This is a genomic window from Amycolatopsis sp. NPDC051045 (assembly GCF_040682955.1).
Classification (GTDB): domain Bacteria; phylum Actinomycetota; class Actinomycetes; order Mycobacteriales; family Pseudonocardiaceae; genus Amycolatopsis.
Genome location: NZ_JBFBCC010000004.1, coordinates 442953 through 455748, shown reverse-complemented (window position 1 = coordinate 455748; position 12796 = coordinate 442953). Strand labels below are relative to the sequence as shown.

The following is a 12796-nucleotide window of genomic DNA, read 5'->3' as shown; positions in this document are numbered from 1 at the left end:
TCAGCCCGTGGTGCCGCTCTTCTTGCTGGTGGTCGTCGACTTGGACGAGCCCGCCTTCGACTTCGACGTGCTGGTCGGCGGAGCCTGCTCGCTCACCGGGATCGGCGCGTTCGGGTCGGGCAGCGGGGTGTTGTTGCGCAGCGCGTCGAAGAGGGTCTTCGTCTTGCTGACGACGAGGACCTCGTTGCCGCGGTTGTTGGGCAACCCGACCGTCGGCACGGTCAGGAAGGTGATCTTCGACGGGTCGAGGCCCTTCATCGACTGCGCCAGCGTCATCATCTGCTTGACGCCGAGGTTGTCGCCGAAGGTGGCCTTCGCGAACGCCGTGATGAAGTCGCTGAGCTTGCCGGGGTCGAGCACGACGTCCGACGACATGACCTTCCGCAGCAGCGCGCCGATGAACTCCTGCTGCCGCTTGATCCGGCCGTAGTCGGAGGTCGGGTCGCCCTTGACGTGCCGGGCGCGCACGAAGTTCAGCGCCTGGTCGCCGGAGATCGTGACGTCGCCGGTCTCCAGCAGCACCTTGCCGAGGATCGTGTCGTCGATCGGGGTCTCGTTGTGCACGGTCACCCCGTGCACGGCGTCGACCATTTCCTTGAAGCCGTTGAAGTCGATGCCGACGAAGTGGTTGATCCGCAGGCCGGTGATCTGCTGGATCACCTTGGTGGTGCAGGGCGGTCCGCCGATCGCGTACGCGGTGTTGAGCTTCGCGATCTTCTGGGCGGGGACCTTCTCGTCGGTCGTCTTGCTCTGCGCCGGGTCCCAGCGCTGGCACTCGGGGCGGTTGATCTCGAGGTCGCGCGGGAACGACGTGACGACGACCCGCTTCCGGTCCGCGGGGATGTGCGCCACCATCACGGTGTCGGAGCGCGCCCCCGGCGTGCTGTCCGCGGTACCGACGCCTTCTTCGGCGGAGGCGCCGTCACGGGTGTCGGAGCCGACCATCAGGAAGTTCTCGTCGTTGGCCTGCGCTTCGGCGTCCTGGATGTCGGCCGAGTTCTCGTCGAGGGCGGAGACCTGGGTGAACTTGGCGTCGAAGTAGGTCTGGGCGCCCCACGCGCCCCCGATGCCGAGGAACACCAGCCCGGCGACGACGGCGGCGGCGATCCGCCCGAACCGCGCCGACTGGTCGATCTTCCGCTGCTTCTTCTCCTGCAGCCGGGTCTGCGCGGCCAGCTCGGCGGCCTCTTCTTCGGGCGAAGGCGCAGTGGTGACGACGCGGTGAAGGGCGGTGCGGGTGCTCTCGAGCAGCGAGGCGGGCGAGAGGCGTTCACGGCGTTCGCGCCGCTTGGCCTCCTCGGCTTCCATCTCGTCGTGCGCGGCGGAGAACCGGGCGAGGGTGTGGTCGATCTTGCGGCGGTACTGCGTCGCCTCGTCGATCGCTTCCATCTCGTCGGTCATGGTCAGCGGATCAAGCGCGGCCCGCGGCGGTACCGCGGCCGAGGAACGCTGGGGGGCCGGACCATCGGGGCCGGCCGCAGCGCGCGGGGGCGCTCCTTCGGCGCGGCGGGGTGCGGGGCCGTCGGGGCGTTGGGAGGTGGGGCCGTCGGCGGCGGTGCCGGTGGTGCGGCGGGGTGCCGGGCTGTCAGGAGTGGGGCGTTGGGGTGCTGCGGCCTCGGTGCCGTTCGCGGGGCGGGACGGGCGTCTTTCGGCGGTGCCTGCGGTGCCTGCGGTGTGGCGGGGTGCGGGGCCGTCGGCGGCGGGGCGCTGGGAGGTCGGTCCTTCGGCAGCGGCGCCGGTGGTGCGGCGGGGTGCCGGGCTGTCGGGGGTCGGGCGCTGGGGCGCTGCGGCCTCGGTGCCGGTCGCGGGGCGGGACGGGCGCCTTTCGGCGGCGCGGCGCGGTGCCGGGCTGTCGGGAGTGGGGCGCTGGAGCCCAGCGGCCTCGTGGGGCGCTGCGGGGCGGCGCTGTGTGCGCTCTTCAGCGGCGCCGGTGGTGCGGCGGGGTGCCGGGCTGTCCGGGGTCGGGCGCTGGAGCCCAGCGGCCTCGGTGCCTGCCGCGCGTCCTTCGGGGGCGCCTGCGGAACGGCGAGGCGCGGCGTGGTCCGGGGCCGGACGTGGGGGCGCAGCTCGGTCCGCGTCGGCCCCCGGGCGGCGCGGCGGGGCGCTGTCGGCCTGGGATGCGGTGCCCTCGGACATCGGGCGGCGGAGCCGCCGGGGTGGCTGCGGTGCCGCCGACGTCTGCTGCGCGCCCGGGTTCGCGGCCGGCGGGCGGCGCTGGAGCGGGGCCTCCGGCAGCGGGGCGGCGGCCGTCGTGCGGCGCGGCTGGCGCGGTCGCGGTGTGCGCGGTTGACGAGTGGCGTCCGTGGGTACTGGGTCTTCTGCAGGAGCCTGCGCAGGCCGCGGCTGCGCCGCCCGGGCCGGGGCCGGCGGGACCGGTGGTTCGGCGGGGCGGGCCCGATGTCCCGGCTGGTCGGAGCGGTCCTGCTGCTCGCGGGCCGGCAGGGGACGGACGCCGGTGGTCTTGGCGACGACGTCGGAGACGCTGATCCCGCCCTGGTCCTCCATCGACCGGCGCCGTCCGGGCCGGGGCCGCGCGGGACTGCCGGAGTGGCGACCGGTTCCCGGGCTGTCGTGCTCGTCCGGCACTCGGTCTCCTTTCGCGGGGATCGCAGGGTGGCTTCGACTTGGCCGTCTTCCCCCGCAGGAGGTGATCGTTCCCGCGGAGGTTTTCGTTATCGTACGGATACCCCCTGTTCGTGACGACACCCTCCCGGAATTTTCTTCACCTTGAGTCGACGAACGGCCGGTGCGCGTCGACAAACGGGTGATGGCCCTGGTTGGCGAACGGAGTATTGCCGCGTTCGTGTTACTCAGAGTGGGTTATTAACTGTGTCGTTTGCGCGTCGTGATAGACCACTTTGTTGCGGCCCGCGCGTTTCGCGGCATAAAGCAGAGCGTCCGCGTGGCGCAGCTGGCGCTCCGGCGCCACGGACTTCGGCGCCGCGTGCGCCAGGCCCGCGCTGATGGTCACCCGCAGTCCCGGCTGCAGGGCTGACCAGGGATGACCGGCGACGCGGAGGCGCGCATCCTCGACGATGCGGAAGGCGTGCCGCGCGTCGATCCCCGGCAGCCACAGCACGAACTCCTCGCCGCCGTAGCGGGCGCAGAAGCCGTCCGGCGGCAGGCCCTGCTGGAGGAGATCGGCGACGCCGCACAGGACGCGATCGCCGACGAGGTGACCGTACGTGTCGTTGACGCTCTTGAAGTGGTCGAGATCGATCAGCGCGAGCCCCAGCGGTGGACGGTCGGTGAACGGTCCGTACAGCCGCTCGTCGAGGTAACGGCGGTTGTAGCTCGACGTCAGCGCGTCGCGGAGACTCCCATCACGGGCGATGGCCAGCGCGGACCGCAGGTGCTGGTAGGCGCGCCGCCAATCGCCCTGGGTGGCGAAGAGGCCGGCGACGGCCTCGTGCAGGTGGAGCAGGTCGGGCGGCTGCGGGCTGACTGTCCGTTCCAGCGCGCTTTCACCCTCGGCGACCATGCCCACTTCCACCACCCCTTGGTTGTCGTCGTGGCGGAAGCCGCGCTTGAGACGCCGGGGTGGGCGAAGGTGAGTTTCGCTCAAACGAGAGTGGTGCGACTACCGTGCGCAGTAGACGGCTCAGAGTCCGGAGAACGGCTCGATCCCCTTGAGCTGGGAGAACTGGTCCTTGGCCCAGTAACTCATCTCAGCGGTCGTGTCGCTCAGTAGCTCCGTGTAGTCGGCCCAGGCGACCCAGCGCCAGTCGCCGACCTCTTCGGGGTTCGGCGCCGGTTCGGCGTCGGCCCACGCGGCGAACACCGGGCAGAACTCGTTCTCGACGATCCCCTGGAACGGCGGTGTCCGGTAGCGGTAGTTCGGCAGCACGCAGTGCAGTCCGGACAGCGACGGCAGGCCGAGCTCGTAGGCGGCGCGGCGCCGGACGGCGTCCTCGAGGGGTTCGCCGGGCGCGGGGTGGCCGCAGACGCTGTTGGTCCACACCCCTGGCCAGACCTTCTTGTGGAGCGCCCGCTGGGTGATCAGCAGGGCGTTGTCGCTGCGCCGCAGGACGTAGCACGAGAAGGCCAGGTGCAACCGGGTGTGCTCGTGGTGGCTGGCCAGCTTCGGGCCGGTCTCGCCGGTGGGCACGCCGTCCTCGGTGACGAAGACGACCTGCTCGATTTCGGTTTCGGTCGCGATATCCACGTGCCCCAGTGAACACGACGGGCCCCTGCGAGCCGTACCGCGAGGAGGGTGGGTTAACGCCTTCCGCCCGGCGGGGTGACGCGTGGTTACCGCGCGTTGAGGTGTTCGACGAGCAACGAGGTGACGACTTCCGGCGCCTCCTCGGGCACCCAGTGCGTGACGTCTTCGAGCATCTCGAAGCGGTAGGGCCCGGTGACCCAGTTGGCGGTGTCGAGCGCCGCGGTGGAGCCGAACGAGACGTCCTCGGTGCTCCAGAGGTACAGCGTCGGCACGGCGATCTTGCCGATCTTCCCGCCCGGCCGTCCGCCCCGGTACCAGTTGAGGGCGGCGGTGAGCGCACCCGGCTCGGACAGCCGCCGCACGTAGTCGTCGACCTTGGACGGCGGGACGCGCCGCTCGAACATGTCGCGCAGCGCGCGGGCGTCGTTCTCCAGCATCCGCCGTTCGGTGATGCGGGTCTGCCGCCACTCGGTCATGTAGCGGCTGCGCAGGTACTGGTCCTCGTCGGTCTTCATGGCCTCGGCGAGCGCGGCCGGGTGCGGTGTCGAGACAACGGTGAGGCTGCGCAGCCGCTCGGGGTGCCCATCGGCGGTCCACCAGGCGACGGCGCCACCCCAGTCGTGCCCGACGAGGTCGAACTTCGGCCAGCCCAGCGCTTCCGTGATCGCGACGACGTCCCCGACGAGGTGATCGATCGAGTAGTCGCCGGCCGGTTCGGGCCGCACATCGGGCGAGTAGCCACGCTGATCCGGCGCGACGGCCCGGAACCCGAGCACCCCGAGAGTGGCAACCTGGTGCTCCCACTCGACCGCCGCTTCGGGAAAGCCGTGCAGCAGGAGGACGGGCCGCCCGTCTTCGGGGCCGGCGGCGATGGCGTCGAAGGAACCGGCCTCGGTGGGGATGCTGATGTGGTCGATCACGCACGCGAATCTACTTCGCCCGGCCGGACGTCCGGTGTCAGCGGTCCTGGACGGTCACGACGGTGCTGTCCGGCCCGAGCAGCTCCACCCCGACCGGCTCGACCAGATCGCTGATCCGGATGTCGAGCTTCGAGCGCCCGGCGAGCGGCCGCAGATCGAGCCGGCCCATCCCCGTCACGGTCAGCTTTTCGAGCCGGCCGAGATCGGCGAGCGGGGTCAACTCGGGCATGCCGCGCAGATCCCGCAACCGCAGGTCCTCCAGCTGCCGGAGCCCGGACAGCAGCGCCAGGTCCGGCAGGTCGGTCGCGGTCAGGTCGAGCAGCCGCAGCTTGGTCAGCTCGGCGATCGGCGCCGGATCCACGGGCGGGCACGCGACGAGGCGCAACCACCGGAGGCCGGCCGCCCACCGGGTGAGCAGCGACACGTCTTCGAGTGCCTTGCAGCCCAGGAAAGCGAGGGAGGTCGGGGCCGCCAGGAACGCGAGGCGTGAGGTCACCGAGCCGGAAGACGTGGCTCAGTGACAACGACCGCAGGCCGGTCAGCGGCACCAGGTCGGCCAGCTCGACGGGGTCGGGGATCCAGCTCAGCTGCAGGTGCTTCAAGGCGGGTAGCTCGGCCAGCGCCCGCCAGCCGTGGGTGGCGACCCGAGCCTCGATCGAGCGCAACCCGCGGACTTCGGCCAGCGGGCTGAGGTCCGCCGACTCCCGCAACGGGGGACCGGCCAGTGTCAGGTGGGTCAGTCCGGTGCCCGACAGCGAGGGCAGGTCGTAGCCTGCGGTGTCTTCGACCACGAGCGAATGGAGCCGAGGCAGATCGCGCACGAAGTCGAGCCGCCCGTAGCCGTCCGTGAACCGGCACCGCAGCCCTTCGAGATGACGGAGGTGGGGCAACATCACCAGCTTCGCCGGGTCGTACAAGCTGACGTATCCGTCGAACAGAGGCGAATCAGCCAGCACTCGTTCCGCGTACTCCCCGGGTTCGAACTGTGCTTCAGCCGTGAGGAGTTCGCTGACGACTTGAGGGTCGTCACTTCTGCGATGCCGGGCGATCAGGTCGAGCGCCGCCGGGCCGCCGATGAGGGCGGCCGCGCGGATGAGGAACGGAACCTGCGGTGGCTCCGGTTCGCAGTCGATCAGCAGGTCCAGTACGAACTCACCCGCCGCCGCCAACGCCGCGGCCACATCGGAGCCGGACGGCGGGATCAGGGTGCTGGCGCGGTCCTCGATCTCGTTCCGCAGCCGTTCGCTCAGCTCGGGCGAAGTCTCGAGGCAGGCCAACGCCACCAGGTCCAGCTTCAGCCGCTGCGGCTCTTCCGCGTCCCAGCCGAGGATCCCGTCCAGCAAGCGTTCGCGCTGCGCCGGATGCGCGTGACCGGCCGCCAGCACGACCACTTCACGCCACTCGTCCAGGTGCGCGTTCGCCGTCAGGATGCCGATGTCGTCTTCTTCGACCGCCGCCTGCGCGGCCAGGTACTCCTGGAACGTGCGGTGCACGAAGTCGATCCGGCCCGGAACCGGCTCGCGCAGCACGCCACCGCGGTCCAGCAGGTGCCGGAACACCGTTCGCGGGGTGACGTCGATCTGCCCCATCGAACGCAGCTTCGCCGCGATGCGGGCTTCGGCGTCGACGGCCGGGACGTCCGTGTGGCCGTTGCGGACCAGCCAGTACGCCAGGTTCCGCAGCAGCACCTGTTTCTCGGTCAGGGAAAGCCGGACGGCTGCTTCGATCCGGCGCTCGATGTCCCGGCTGTCGAGCAGCATCCGCAACGCGACTTCGTAGAGCTCCATGCGGTTGTCCGGCAGCCGCCCGTTGCCTTCGTGGTGGAGCGCGCAGAGCAGCGCGCACATCAACGGGTTCTCGGCCAGTCGCCGCAACGCGCTCCGTGCGCCGATGGCTTCGACCAGTGCGTCGCCGCGGTCTTCGGCGGCCGGCATCGCCCGGTGCCACCGCTTGACGAACGTGCGGACGTCGCGAGGCGTCATCGGTTGCAGCCGGACCTCGGTGAACCCGTCGCGGCGCAGCCAGTCGGGAGCCACCGCGGACGGGCGGGTGGTCACGACGAACCGGGCCCGCGGGAACGCGCCGACGAGTTCGCGAAGCCACTCGCGGACCTCACGGCGGCGCTCGTCCGGGAGCTCGTCGAGGCCGTCGACGAGCAGGACGGCCTGCCCGCGGCGCAGTCGCTGCTGCACCCACCCGGTCGGCATCTCGTCGGTGATGTGCCGGCCGACCTCGTCCAGGAAGCGTTCCGGCGTCGGCAGGGGCGACCGGCTGAACCGCCGCAGCCGCACCAGGAACGGCTCCAGATCGGCCCAGCCGTCGACGTCTTGGAATTGCCGGCTCGCGCACTGGACGGCCAGCCACTGCAGCAGCGTCGTCTTGCCCGATCCCGCCTCACCGCGCAGCAGGATCCGCGAAGACCGCGGCAGGACGTGCTCAATTCGGTCTGCCGGCGCGCCGTCGTGGTCGGTGCTGACGCTCAGGCTCAGGTACGCCACCGACAGGGGGTAAAGCCGGGTGGCGTCCGTCAGGCCCGCTCCGAACAGGGCCATCCGGTCGAGGGCCGTCACGACTTGGCGGCGGAAGTCCGCGGCGAAGTCGTCCGGGTGACGGCGTTCCGGCAACGCGGCGAGCACGTTCCGGACCGCCTCGAGGATTTCCGTCTCGCGCCGGAGGACCTCGACGAGCGCGCCGGGCTGGAAGCGGGGCAGGGTGCTCGTCACCTGCACCAGGTACGCGCAGCATTCCCGCAGCACCCGCTGGTACAGCTCGGTCGCGTCCGCCGAAAGGAGCCTGGTGACGCCGGGGACGGTCCGGAGCAGGTAGCGGTACAGGTAGGCGGCGTCGAGGTCGGCGGCGAACAGGTCGTCGTCGGTCAACGCGGCGTGCTCGAACGTCTCGCGCACCGCCTCCACCGCGGCGGCTCGCTCGTTCTCCGGCAGCGCGCGGAACTCGACGTCGAGGAACGGCAGCAGCCGGTCGGCGACCCGGGATTCGAGGTTCGTGAACAGCAGCCGGAGCTTGCGGCGGTCGTTGAGGCCGGTGACCTGCTTTTCCAGGAGATCGAAGACCTTGGCCGTGGCGTCTACGGCGATGGTCCGGTCTCCCAGCCAAACCTTCGCAGCCGCCTTCACCACCGCAGTCGTCAACGCGATCGCTGAGGCTTCGAGGCTCACCGCGACAAGCCTAGCCGAGCACCTCGGCGGTGGTGGCCACCTTCACCAGCGGCCCGTACAGCCTCATGATGTCCAGCGCCTTCGCGTGGCTCTCGTCGTCCACGCCCGCGCACGCGTCGGACACCACGGTCACCGAGACGCCCGCGTCCGCCGCGGCCAGTGCCGTCGACAACACGCAGCAGTCCGTCGAGACGCCCGCCAGCACCAGCCCGGCGCCGCCGACGCGGGTCGCCATCCGGGGGTGCCACTTGCCGAACGTGGTCGTGTCCACAGTGGAGGATGGCTGGAACGCGTCGACCACCTGGTACAGCGGCGCATCCGGCGGTTGCAAGGCGAACGGCCACTGCTCGTAGTACTGCTTCCACGCCCCTTCCGGACGTGCCGGCGCGACGAACCGCGTGAACACGACGTCGTCGCCGAAAGCCGTCACCAACCGCCGGATCGGCGGGACGACCTCGGCGAAGCGCGGGGTGAACCAGGGGCTCGCCCGGTCGGCGAACACGTTCTGCAGGTCGATGACCGCCAGGATCGACTTCACACCGCCTCCTGCGCGCGGACTCGCCGCCTCGTCAGCAGGGTCACCAGGAAGCCCAGCGCCAGCGCCAGCAGCACGCCGAGGTTCGCGAAGGCCCACGCGCCTTCGCGGCCGCCGAGCCCGAACGGCTCGAGCAGGTACCCCTGCCACTTCAGCCAGTCCGCGGACGTGTTCGTCACCAGGCCCCAGCCGAGGGCCGTCGCCACCAGCACCAGCGCGATCGGGCCGACCCGGACGTCGCCGTACCGGCCGGCCGGGTCGAACAGCTCCCGCTCGGCGTAGTCGCCCCGCCGCAGCAGGATGTCCGCGAGCATCACGCCGCACCAGGCCGCGACCGGTACGCCCAGCGTCACCAGGAAACCCTGGAACTGGCCGAGGAACTCGCCGCCGAAGAACACGATGTAGATCGTGCCGAGGATCATGAGCACGCCGTCGACGAGCGCCGCCGCCGGCCGTGGGATGCGCAGGCCCGCCGAGAGCAGCGCCAGCCCCGACGAGTAGATGTCCAGCACCGCGCCGCCGACCAGGCCGAGCACCGCGACGATCGCGAACGGCACCAGGAACCACAGAGGCAGCAACGTCGTCAGCGCGCCGATCGGGTCCGCCGCGATCGCCTTGTTCAGGTCCGGCGACGAGCCGGCCAGCAGCAGCCCGAACGCCAGCAGCACCACCGGCGCCACCGACGCGCCGAACGTCGTCCAGCCGACCACGCCGCGGCTCGACGAAGACCGCGGCAGGTAGCGCGAGTAGTCCGCGGCCGCGTTGACCCAGCCGAGGCCGAAGCCGGTCATCAGGAACACCAGCGCGCCGACCCACTGCTGTGCCGAGCCGGACGGCAGCGCGCTGACCGCCTCCCAGTGCACGTCCCCGGCCACGAGGACCACGTACACGACGGTGAGCACGCCGGTGATCCAGGTGATCCACGTCTGCAGCTTCATGATCGCGTCGAAGCCGAGCACCCCGGCGGCGACGGTCAGCGCCGCCACCACGACGAGCGCGACCACCTTCGTCGGTGTCCCGCCGCCCCAGCCGAGGCGCTCGAACACGGTCGCCGTGGCCAGCGTCGCCAGGGCGGCCAGCACGGTTTCCCAGCCGACCGTCAGCAGCCACGAGATCGCCGACGGCAGCCGGTTGCCGCGCACGCCGAACGCCGCGCGCGAGAGCAGCATCGTCGGTGCCGACCCGCGTTTGCCCGCGATCGCGACGAACCCGCACAGCAGGAACGAGAACAGGATGCCGACGACCCCGGCGGCCAGCGCCTGCCCGAACGAGATGCCGAAGCCGAGGGTGAACGAGCCGTAGCTCAGTCCCAGCACCGACACGTTCGCGCCGAACCACGGCCAGAACAGCTGCCGGGGCCGTCCGCGACGCTCGGCGTCGTCGATCACGTCGAGGCCGTTGGTCTCCACCTCGAGCTTGCGGGAACCGGTCATCGCGTGCCCTCCACCAGCTGGTCGATCTCGTCCCGGCCCGGCGCGGTCGCCGGGCCGCGCCGGGTCACCGAAAGCGCGGCCGCCGCGTTGGCGCGCACGGCGGCGTCGAGGAGGGTACTGCCGCGCAGCAGCTCCGCAGCCAGCACGCCGCAGTGCGTGTCGCCCGCGCCGGTGGTGTCCACCGCGTCGACCGGGAAGCCGGGAACGTCGGTGATCCGGCCGTGCTCGTGGACGCGGCAGCCCTTCGCGCCGTCGCGGACGACGGCGACCGCAGGCAGCTCGCCGAGCACGTCGGCTTCTCGGGCATTGCAGCTCAGTATGTCTACTGTGGACAGTATCGTTCGAAGGGCCTCCGGATTGATCGATGCGACGAGCGGGCCGGGATCGAACAGCACCTTCGAGCCGGCCAGCCGGGGTAGCCACTCGCGGAGTGCCGCGCGATTGCTCTCATGCAACAGACTGTATCCGGTCACGTACACCACGTCGTCATTCTTTGGTAGGACCCGGTCGAGCGCCGCGGACCGCAGCTGTCCCTCGGCGCCGGTGCCGGTCGCGAAGGTGCGTTCGCCGGTCGCGTCGACCAGCACGACCACGATGCCGGTGTCCATTTCGGACGTCGGCTCGTGCGCCAGTTCCACACCTTCGGCCGCGAGGGCGGCGCGGGCGAGGTCGCCGAAGCCGCCGGTGCCGTGGCTGCCCGCGTAGAGCACGCGGGCGCCGGACCGCGCGGCCGCGGCCATGACGGTGAACCCGCCGCCGGGCACCAGGTTCGTCGACGACGCCAGGACGTCACCGCCCGGTGGTGGCAGCGCGGGCACCGCCATGACCAGGTCGAGGACGACCTGTCCGGTGTGCACCAGCCGCCCGGTCATCGCCGGCGCAGCTTGAGGAGTTCGTCGACGAGCGGCCCGAATTCGAGCCGGTTGACGGCGAGGACGGTCTCGACGACGTCGGGGCGGAAGGCGCCGACGCCGTGCGCCGCGCCGAGCATCGCCCCGCAGATCGCGGCGACGGTGTCGGTGTCGCCGCCGAGCCCGGCGGCCAGGCGCAACGCCGCCGGCGGGTCGTCGCCCATGGCTTCGGCCAGCGCGAACGCGGCGACGACGGACTCCTGCGACGCGACCGACGTGCCGATCACCCGCGCGACCGCGTCGGCGACGGCGGCCGGGGCCATGCCCCGCACCCAGTCGCGGGCCCAGCGGATCCGGGCGGCGATCTCCCCGCCGGGTGCCCAGTGCCCGCGTTCCCCGCCGACGACGGCGGCGCGCTCGCCCGCGTCGAGCGCTTCGGCCAGGCTCGCGCCATCGACCCCGGCGGAGACGGCGGCCGCGACCGCGGCGGCGGACGCGATGCCCAGGCTGGTGTTGTGCGTGACCCGTGCGGTCGCGACGACGGCGTCGACCAGCCTGTGCAGGTCGTCGGACGGCGTGGCGATGCCGACCGGCGTGACCCGCATCGCGGCACCGTTGGTGGTCCCGGTGCGGCCGGCTTCGTCCGCCGGGACGCCGTCCTGGAGCCGGGCGAGCGCGCGTTTGGTGGACGGCCCGAGCAGGTCCGCGGAGCCGCGGCGGACCATGTCCGCCTCCCAGATCAGCAGGGCGTCGGCGAAGACGTGCGGCTCCACCGTGCCACGGCCGTCGATGAGCAGCCGGGCCAGCAGGACGGCCTGCTCGGTGTCGTCGGTGACCGAGCCGGCGGGCATCGACGGCGCGACCGGCTGCTCGGCGACGGCGGTGAGCAGGCCGGTGACCGGCCCGTAGGTGGCGGCGATGGCGGCGCGGGACATCGACTGCGTCGGCATGCCGAGCGCGTCGCCGACGGCGAGCCCGGTGAACGCGCCGAGCGCCCGGTCCCGCGCGTTCACCGGTGTCCGAAGGTGAGGTGGAACTGGAACCGGTCCGGGTCCAGCAGGCTGACGACGCGCTCGACGAGCCGGCCTTCGACGTCGACCGAGGTGCGCTCGGCGCGGAGGAAGAGCTCGCCGATCGAGCGGCCGAGGAGTCCGGCGGCGCAGGCGTCGAGGCGTTCGGTGCTGATCCACTGGTCGCCGCCGACGGAGATCCGCCCGGCGGCTTCGAGGGTCTTGGTCAGGGAGCCGTCCAGCAGTCCGTTCGCGGGGAGGTCGGCGAGCGGCCCGGTGGCCGGCACGGTGGCGGTTTCGAGCGAGATCCCGCGGTCGCGCTCCCGCCGCAGCCGCCGCACGGCGATGTAGGCCTGCTCGCCGAATTCTTCTTCCAAGGCGCGGTCTTCGACGGCCTCGATGCCGAGCAGTTCGGTGGTGACCGGCGCGCCGGCGTCGGCGAGGGCCCGGGCCCAGCCGATCCGCTGGTCGAGCTGGACGCCGTCGAAGGTGACGAACGAACCGACGCCGGCCTGGGTGGAGATGAGCTCGAGCTGCTGGAGCTCGGACAGCGCGCTGCGGACGGTGCCGCGGCTGACCTGGTACTGCAGGGCGAGCTGGTTCTCGCCGGGGAGGCGTTCGCCGTGGGCGAGCCGCCCGGAGCGGATCAGGTCGGTCAGGTCGCCGACCAGCTGCTCCCGTTTGCTGTACATGTACACACCTGTAC

General features: G+C 71.7%; 10 protein-coding genes. All 10 read right to left on the bottom strand.

Features of this window, described 5'->3' with window-relative positions; translation table 11 throughout:
• The 10 genes from AB0M80_RS13325 to AB0M80_RS13280 all read right to left on the bottom strand — a co-directional run bounded on the left by AB0M80_RS13325 (position 1) and on the right by AB0M80_RS13280 (position 12782).
• Positions 1 to 1401: an LCP family protein gene (locus AB0M80_RS13325; RefSeq protein ID WP_364563194.1), complete on the bottom strand. Its 1401-nt coding sequence runs from the start codon at positions 1399 to 1401 to the stop codon at positions 1 to 3.
• 1405 nt (positions 1402 to 2806) lie between these two features.
• A complete protein-coding gene (locus AB0M80_RS13320) occupies positions 2807 to 3481 on the bottom strand; it encodes a GGDEF domain-containing protein (protein ID WP_364563661.1) in 675 nt (224 codons plus the stop codon).
• 120 nt (positions 3482 to 3601) lie between these two features.
• The gene (gene idi / locus AB0M80_RS13315) at positions 3602 to 4165 is read right to left on the bottom strand and encodes an isopentenyl-diphosphate Delta-isomerase (protein WP_364563191.1); all 564 of its coding nucleotides are present in this window, start codon (positions 4163 to 4165) and stop codon (positions 3602 to 3604) included.
• 86 nt (positions 4166 to 4251) lie between these two features.
• Positions 4252 to 5085 carry an alpha/beta hydrolase gene (locus tag AB0M80_RS13310; RefSeq protein WP_364563188.1) on the bottom strand — a complete coding sequence of 278 codons (834 nt, stop codon included), beginning with the start codon at positions 5083 to 5085 and terminating at the stop codon, positions 4252 to 4254.
• Complete coding sequence (locus AB0M80_RS13305; RefSeq protein WP_364563185.1) at positions 5082 to 8261, bottom strand: NACHT domain-containing protein; 3180 nt, start codon at positions 8259 to 8261, stop codon at positions 5082 to 5084. Before AB0M80_RS13305 ends, AB0M80_RS13310 begins: the two co-directional genes overlap by 4 nt.
• 10 nt (positions 8262 to 8271) lie before the next feature.
• Entirely contained in the window at positions 8272 to 8799 is a 528-nt protein-coding gene (locus AB0M80_RS13300; protein WP_364563182.1) for a cysteine hydrolase, read from the bottom strand.
• Entirely contained in the window at positions 8796 to 10229 is a 1434-nt protein-coding gene (locus tag AB0M80_RS13295; RefSeq protein ID WP_364563179.1) for a cytosine permease, read from the bottom strand. The genes AB0M80_RS13300 and AB0M80_RS13295 overlap by 4 nt, the downstream gene beginning before the upstream one ends.
• Positions 10226 to 11101 (bottom strand): PfkB family carbohydrate kinase, encoded by an 876-nt coding sequence (locus AB0M80_RS13290; RefSeq protein ID WP_364563176.1) that lies wholly within the window; start codon positions 11099 to 11101, stop codon positions 10226 to 10228. Before AB0M80_RS13290 ends, AB0M80_RS13295 begins: the two co-directional genes overlap by 4 nt.
• Positions 11098 to 12093, bottom strand: coding sequence for an ADP-ribosylglycohydrolase family protein (locus tag AB0M80_RS13285; protein WP_364563173.1), 996 nt, complete (start codon positions 12091 to 12093; stop codon positions 11098 to 11100). Before AB0M80_RS13285 ends, AB0M80_RS13290 begins: the two co-directional genes overlap by 4 nt.
• Positions 12090 to 12782: a GntR family transcriptional regulator gene (locus AB0M80_RS13280; protein WP_364563170.1), complete on the bottom strand. Its 693-nt coding sequence runs from the start codon at positions 12780 to 12782 to the stop codon at positions 12090 to 12092. Before AB0M80_RS13280 ends, AB0M80_RS13285 begins: the two co-directional genes overlap by 4 nt.
• Positions 12783 to 12796: the final 14 nt, after the last annotated feature.

Excerpts from the sequence above, each read along its gene's own strand:
- AB0M80_RS13325 (WP_364563194.1), bottom strand. The coding sequence starts at position 1,401 with ATGACCGACGAGATGGAAGCGATCGACGAGGCGACGCAGTACCGCCGC.
- AB0M80_RS13320 (WP_364563661.1), bottom strand. The coding sequence starts at position 3,481 with ATGGTCGCCGAGGGTGAAAGCGCGCTGGAACGGACAGTCAGCCCGCAG.
- AB0M80_RS13295 (WP_364563179.1), bottom strand. The coding sequence starts at position 10,229 with ATGACCGGTTCCCGCAAGCTCGAGGTGGAGACCAACGGCCTCGACGTG.
- AB0M80_RS13290 (WP_364563176.1), bottom strand. The coding sequence starts at position 11,101 with ATGACCGGGCGGCTGGTGCACACCGGACAGGTCGTCCTCGACCTGGTC.
- AB0M80_RS13280 (WP_364563170.1), bottom strand. The coding sequence starts at position 12,782 with ATGTACAGCAAACGGGAGCAGCTGGTCGGCGACCTGACCGACCTGATC.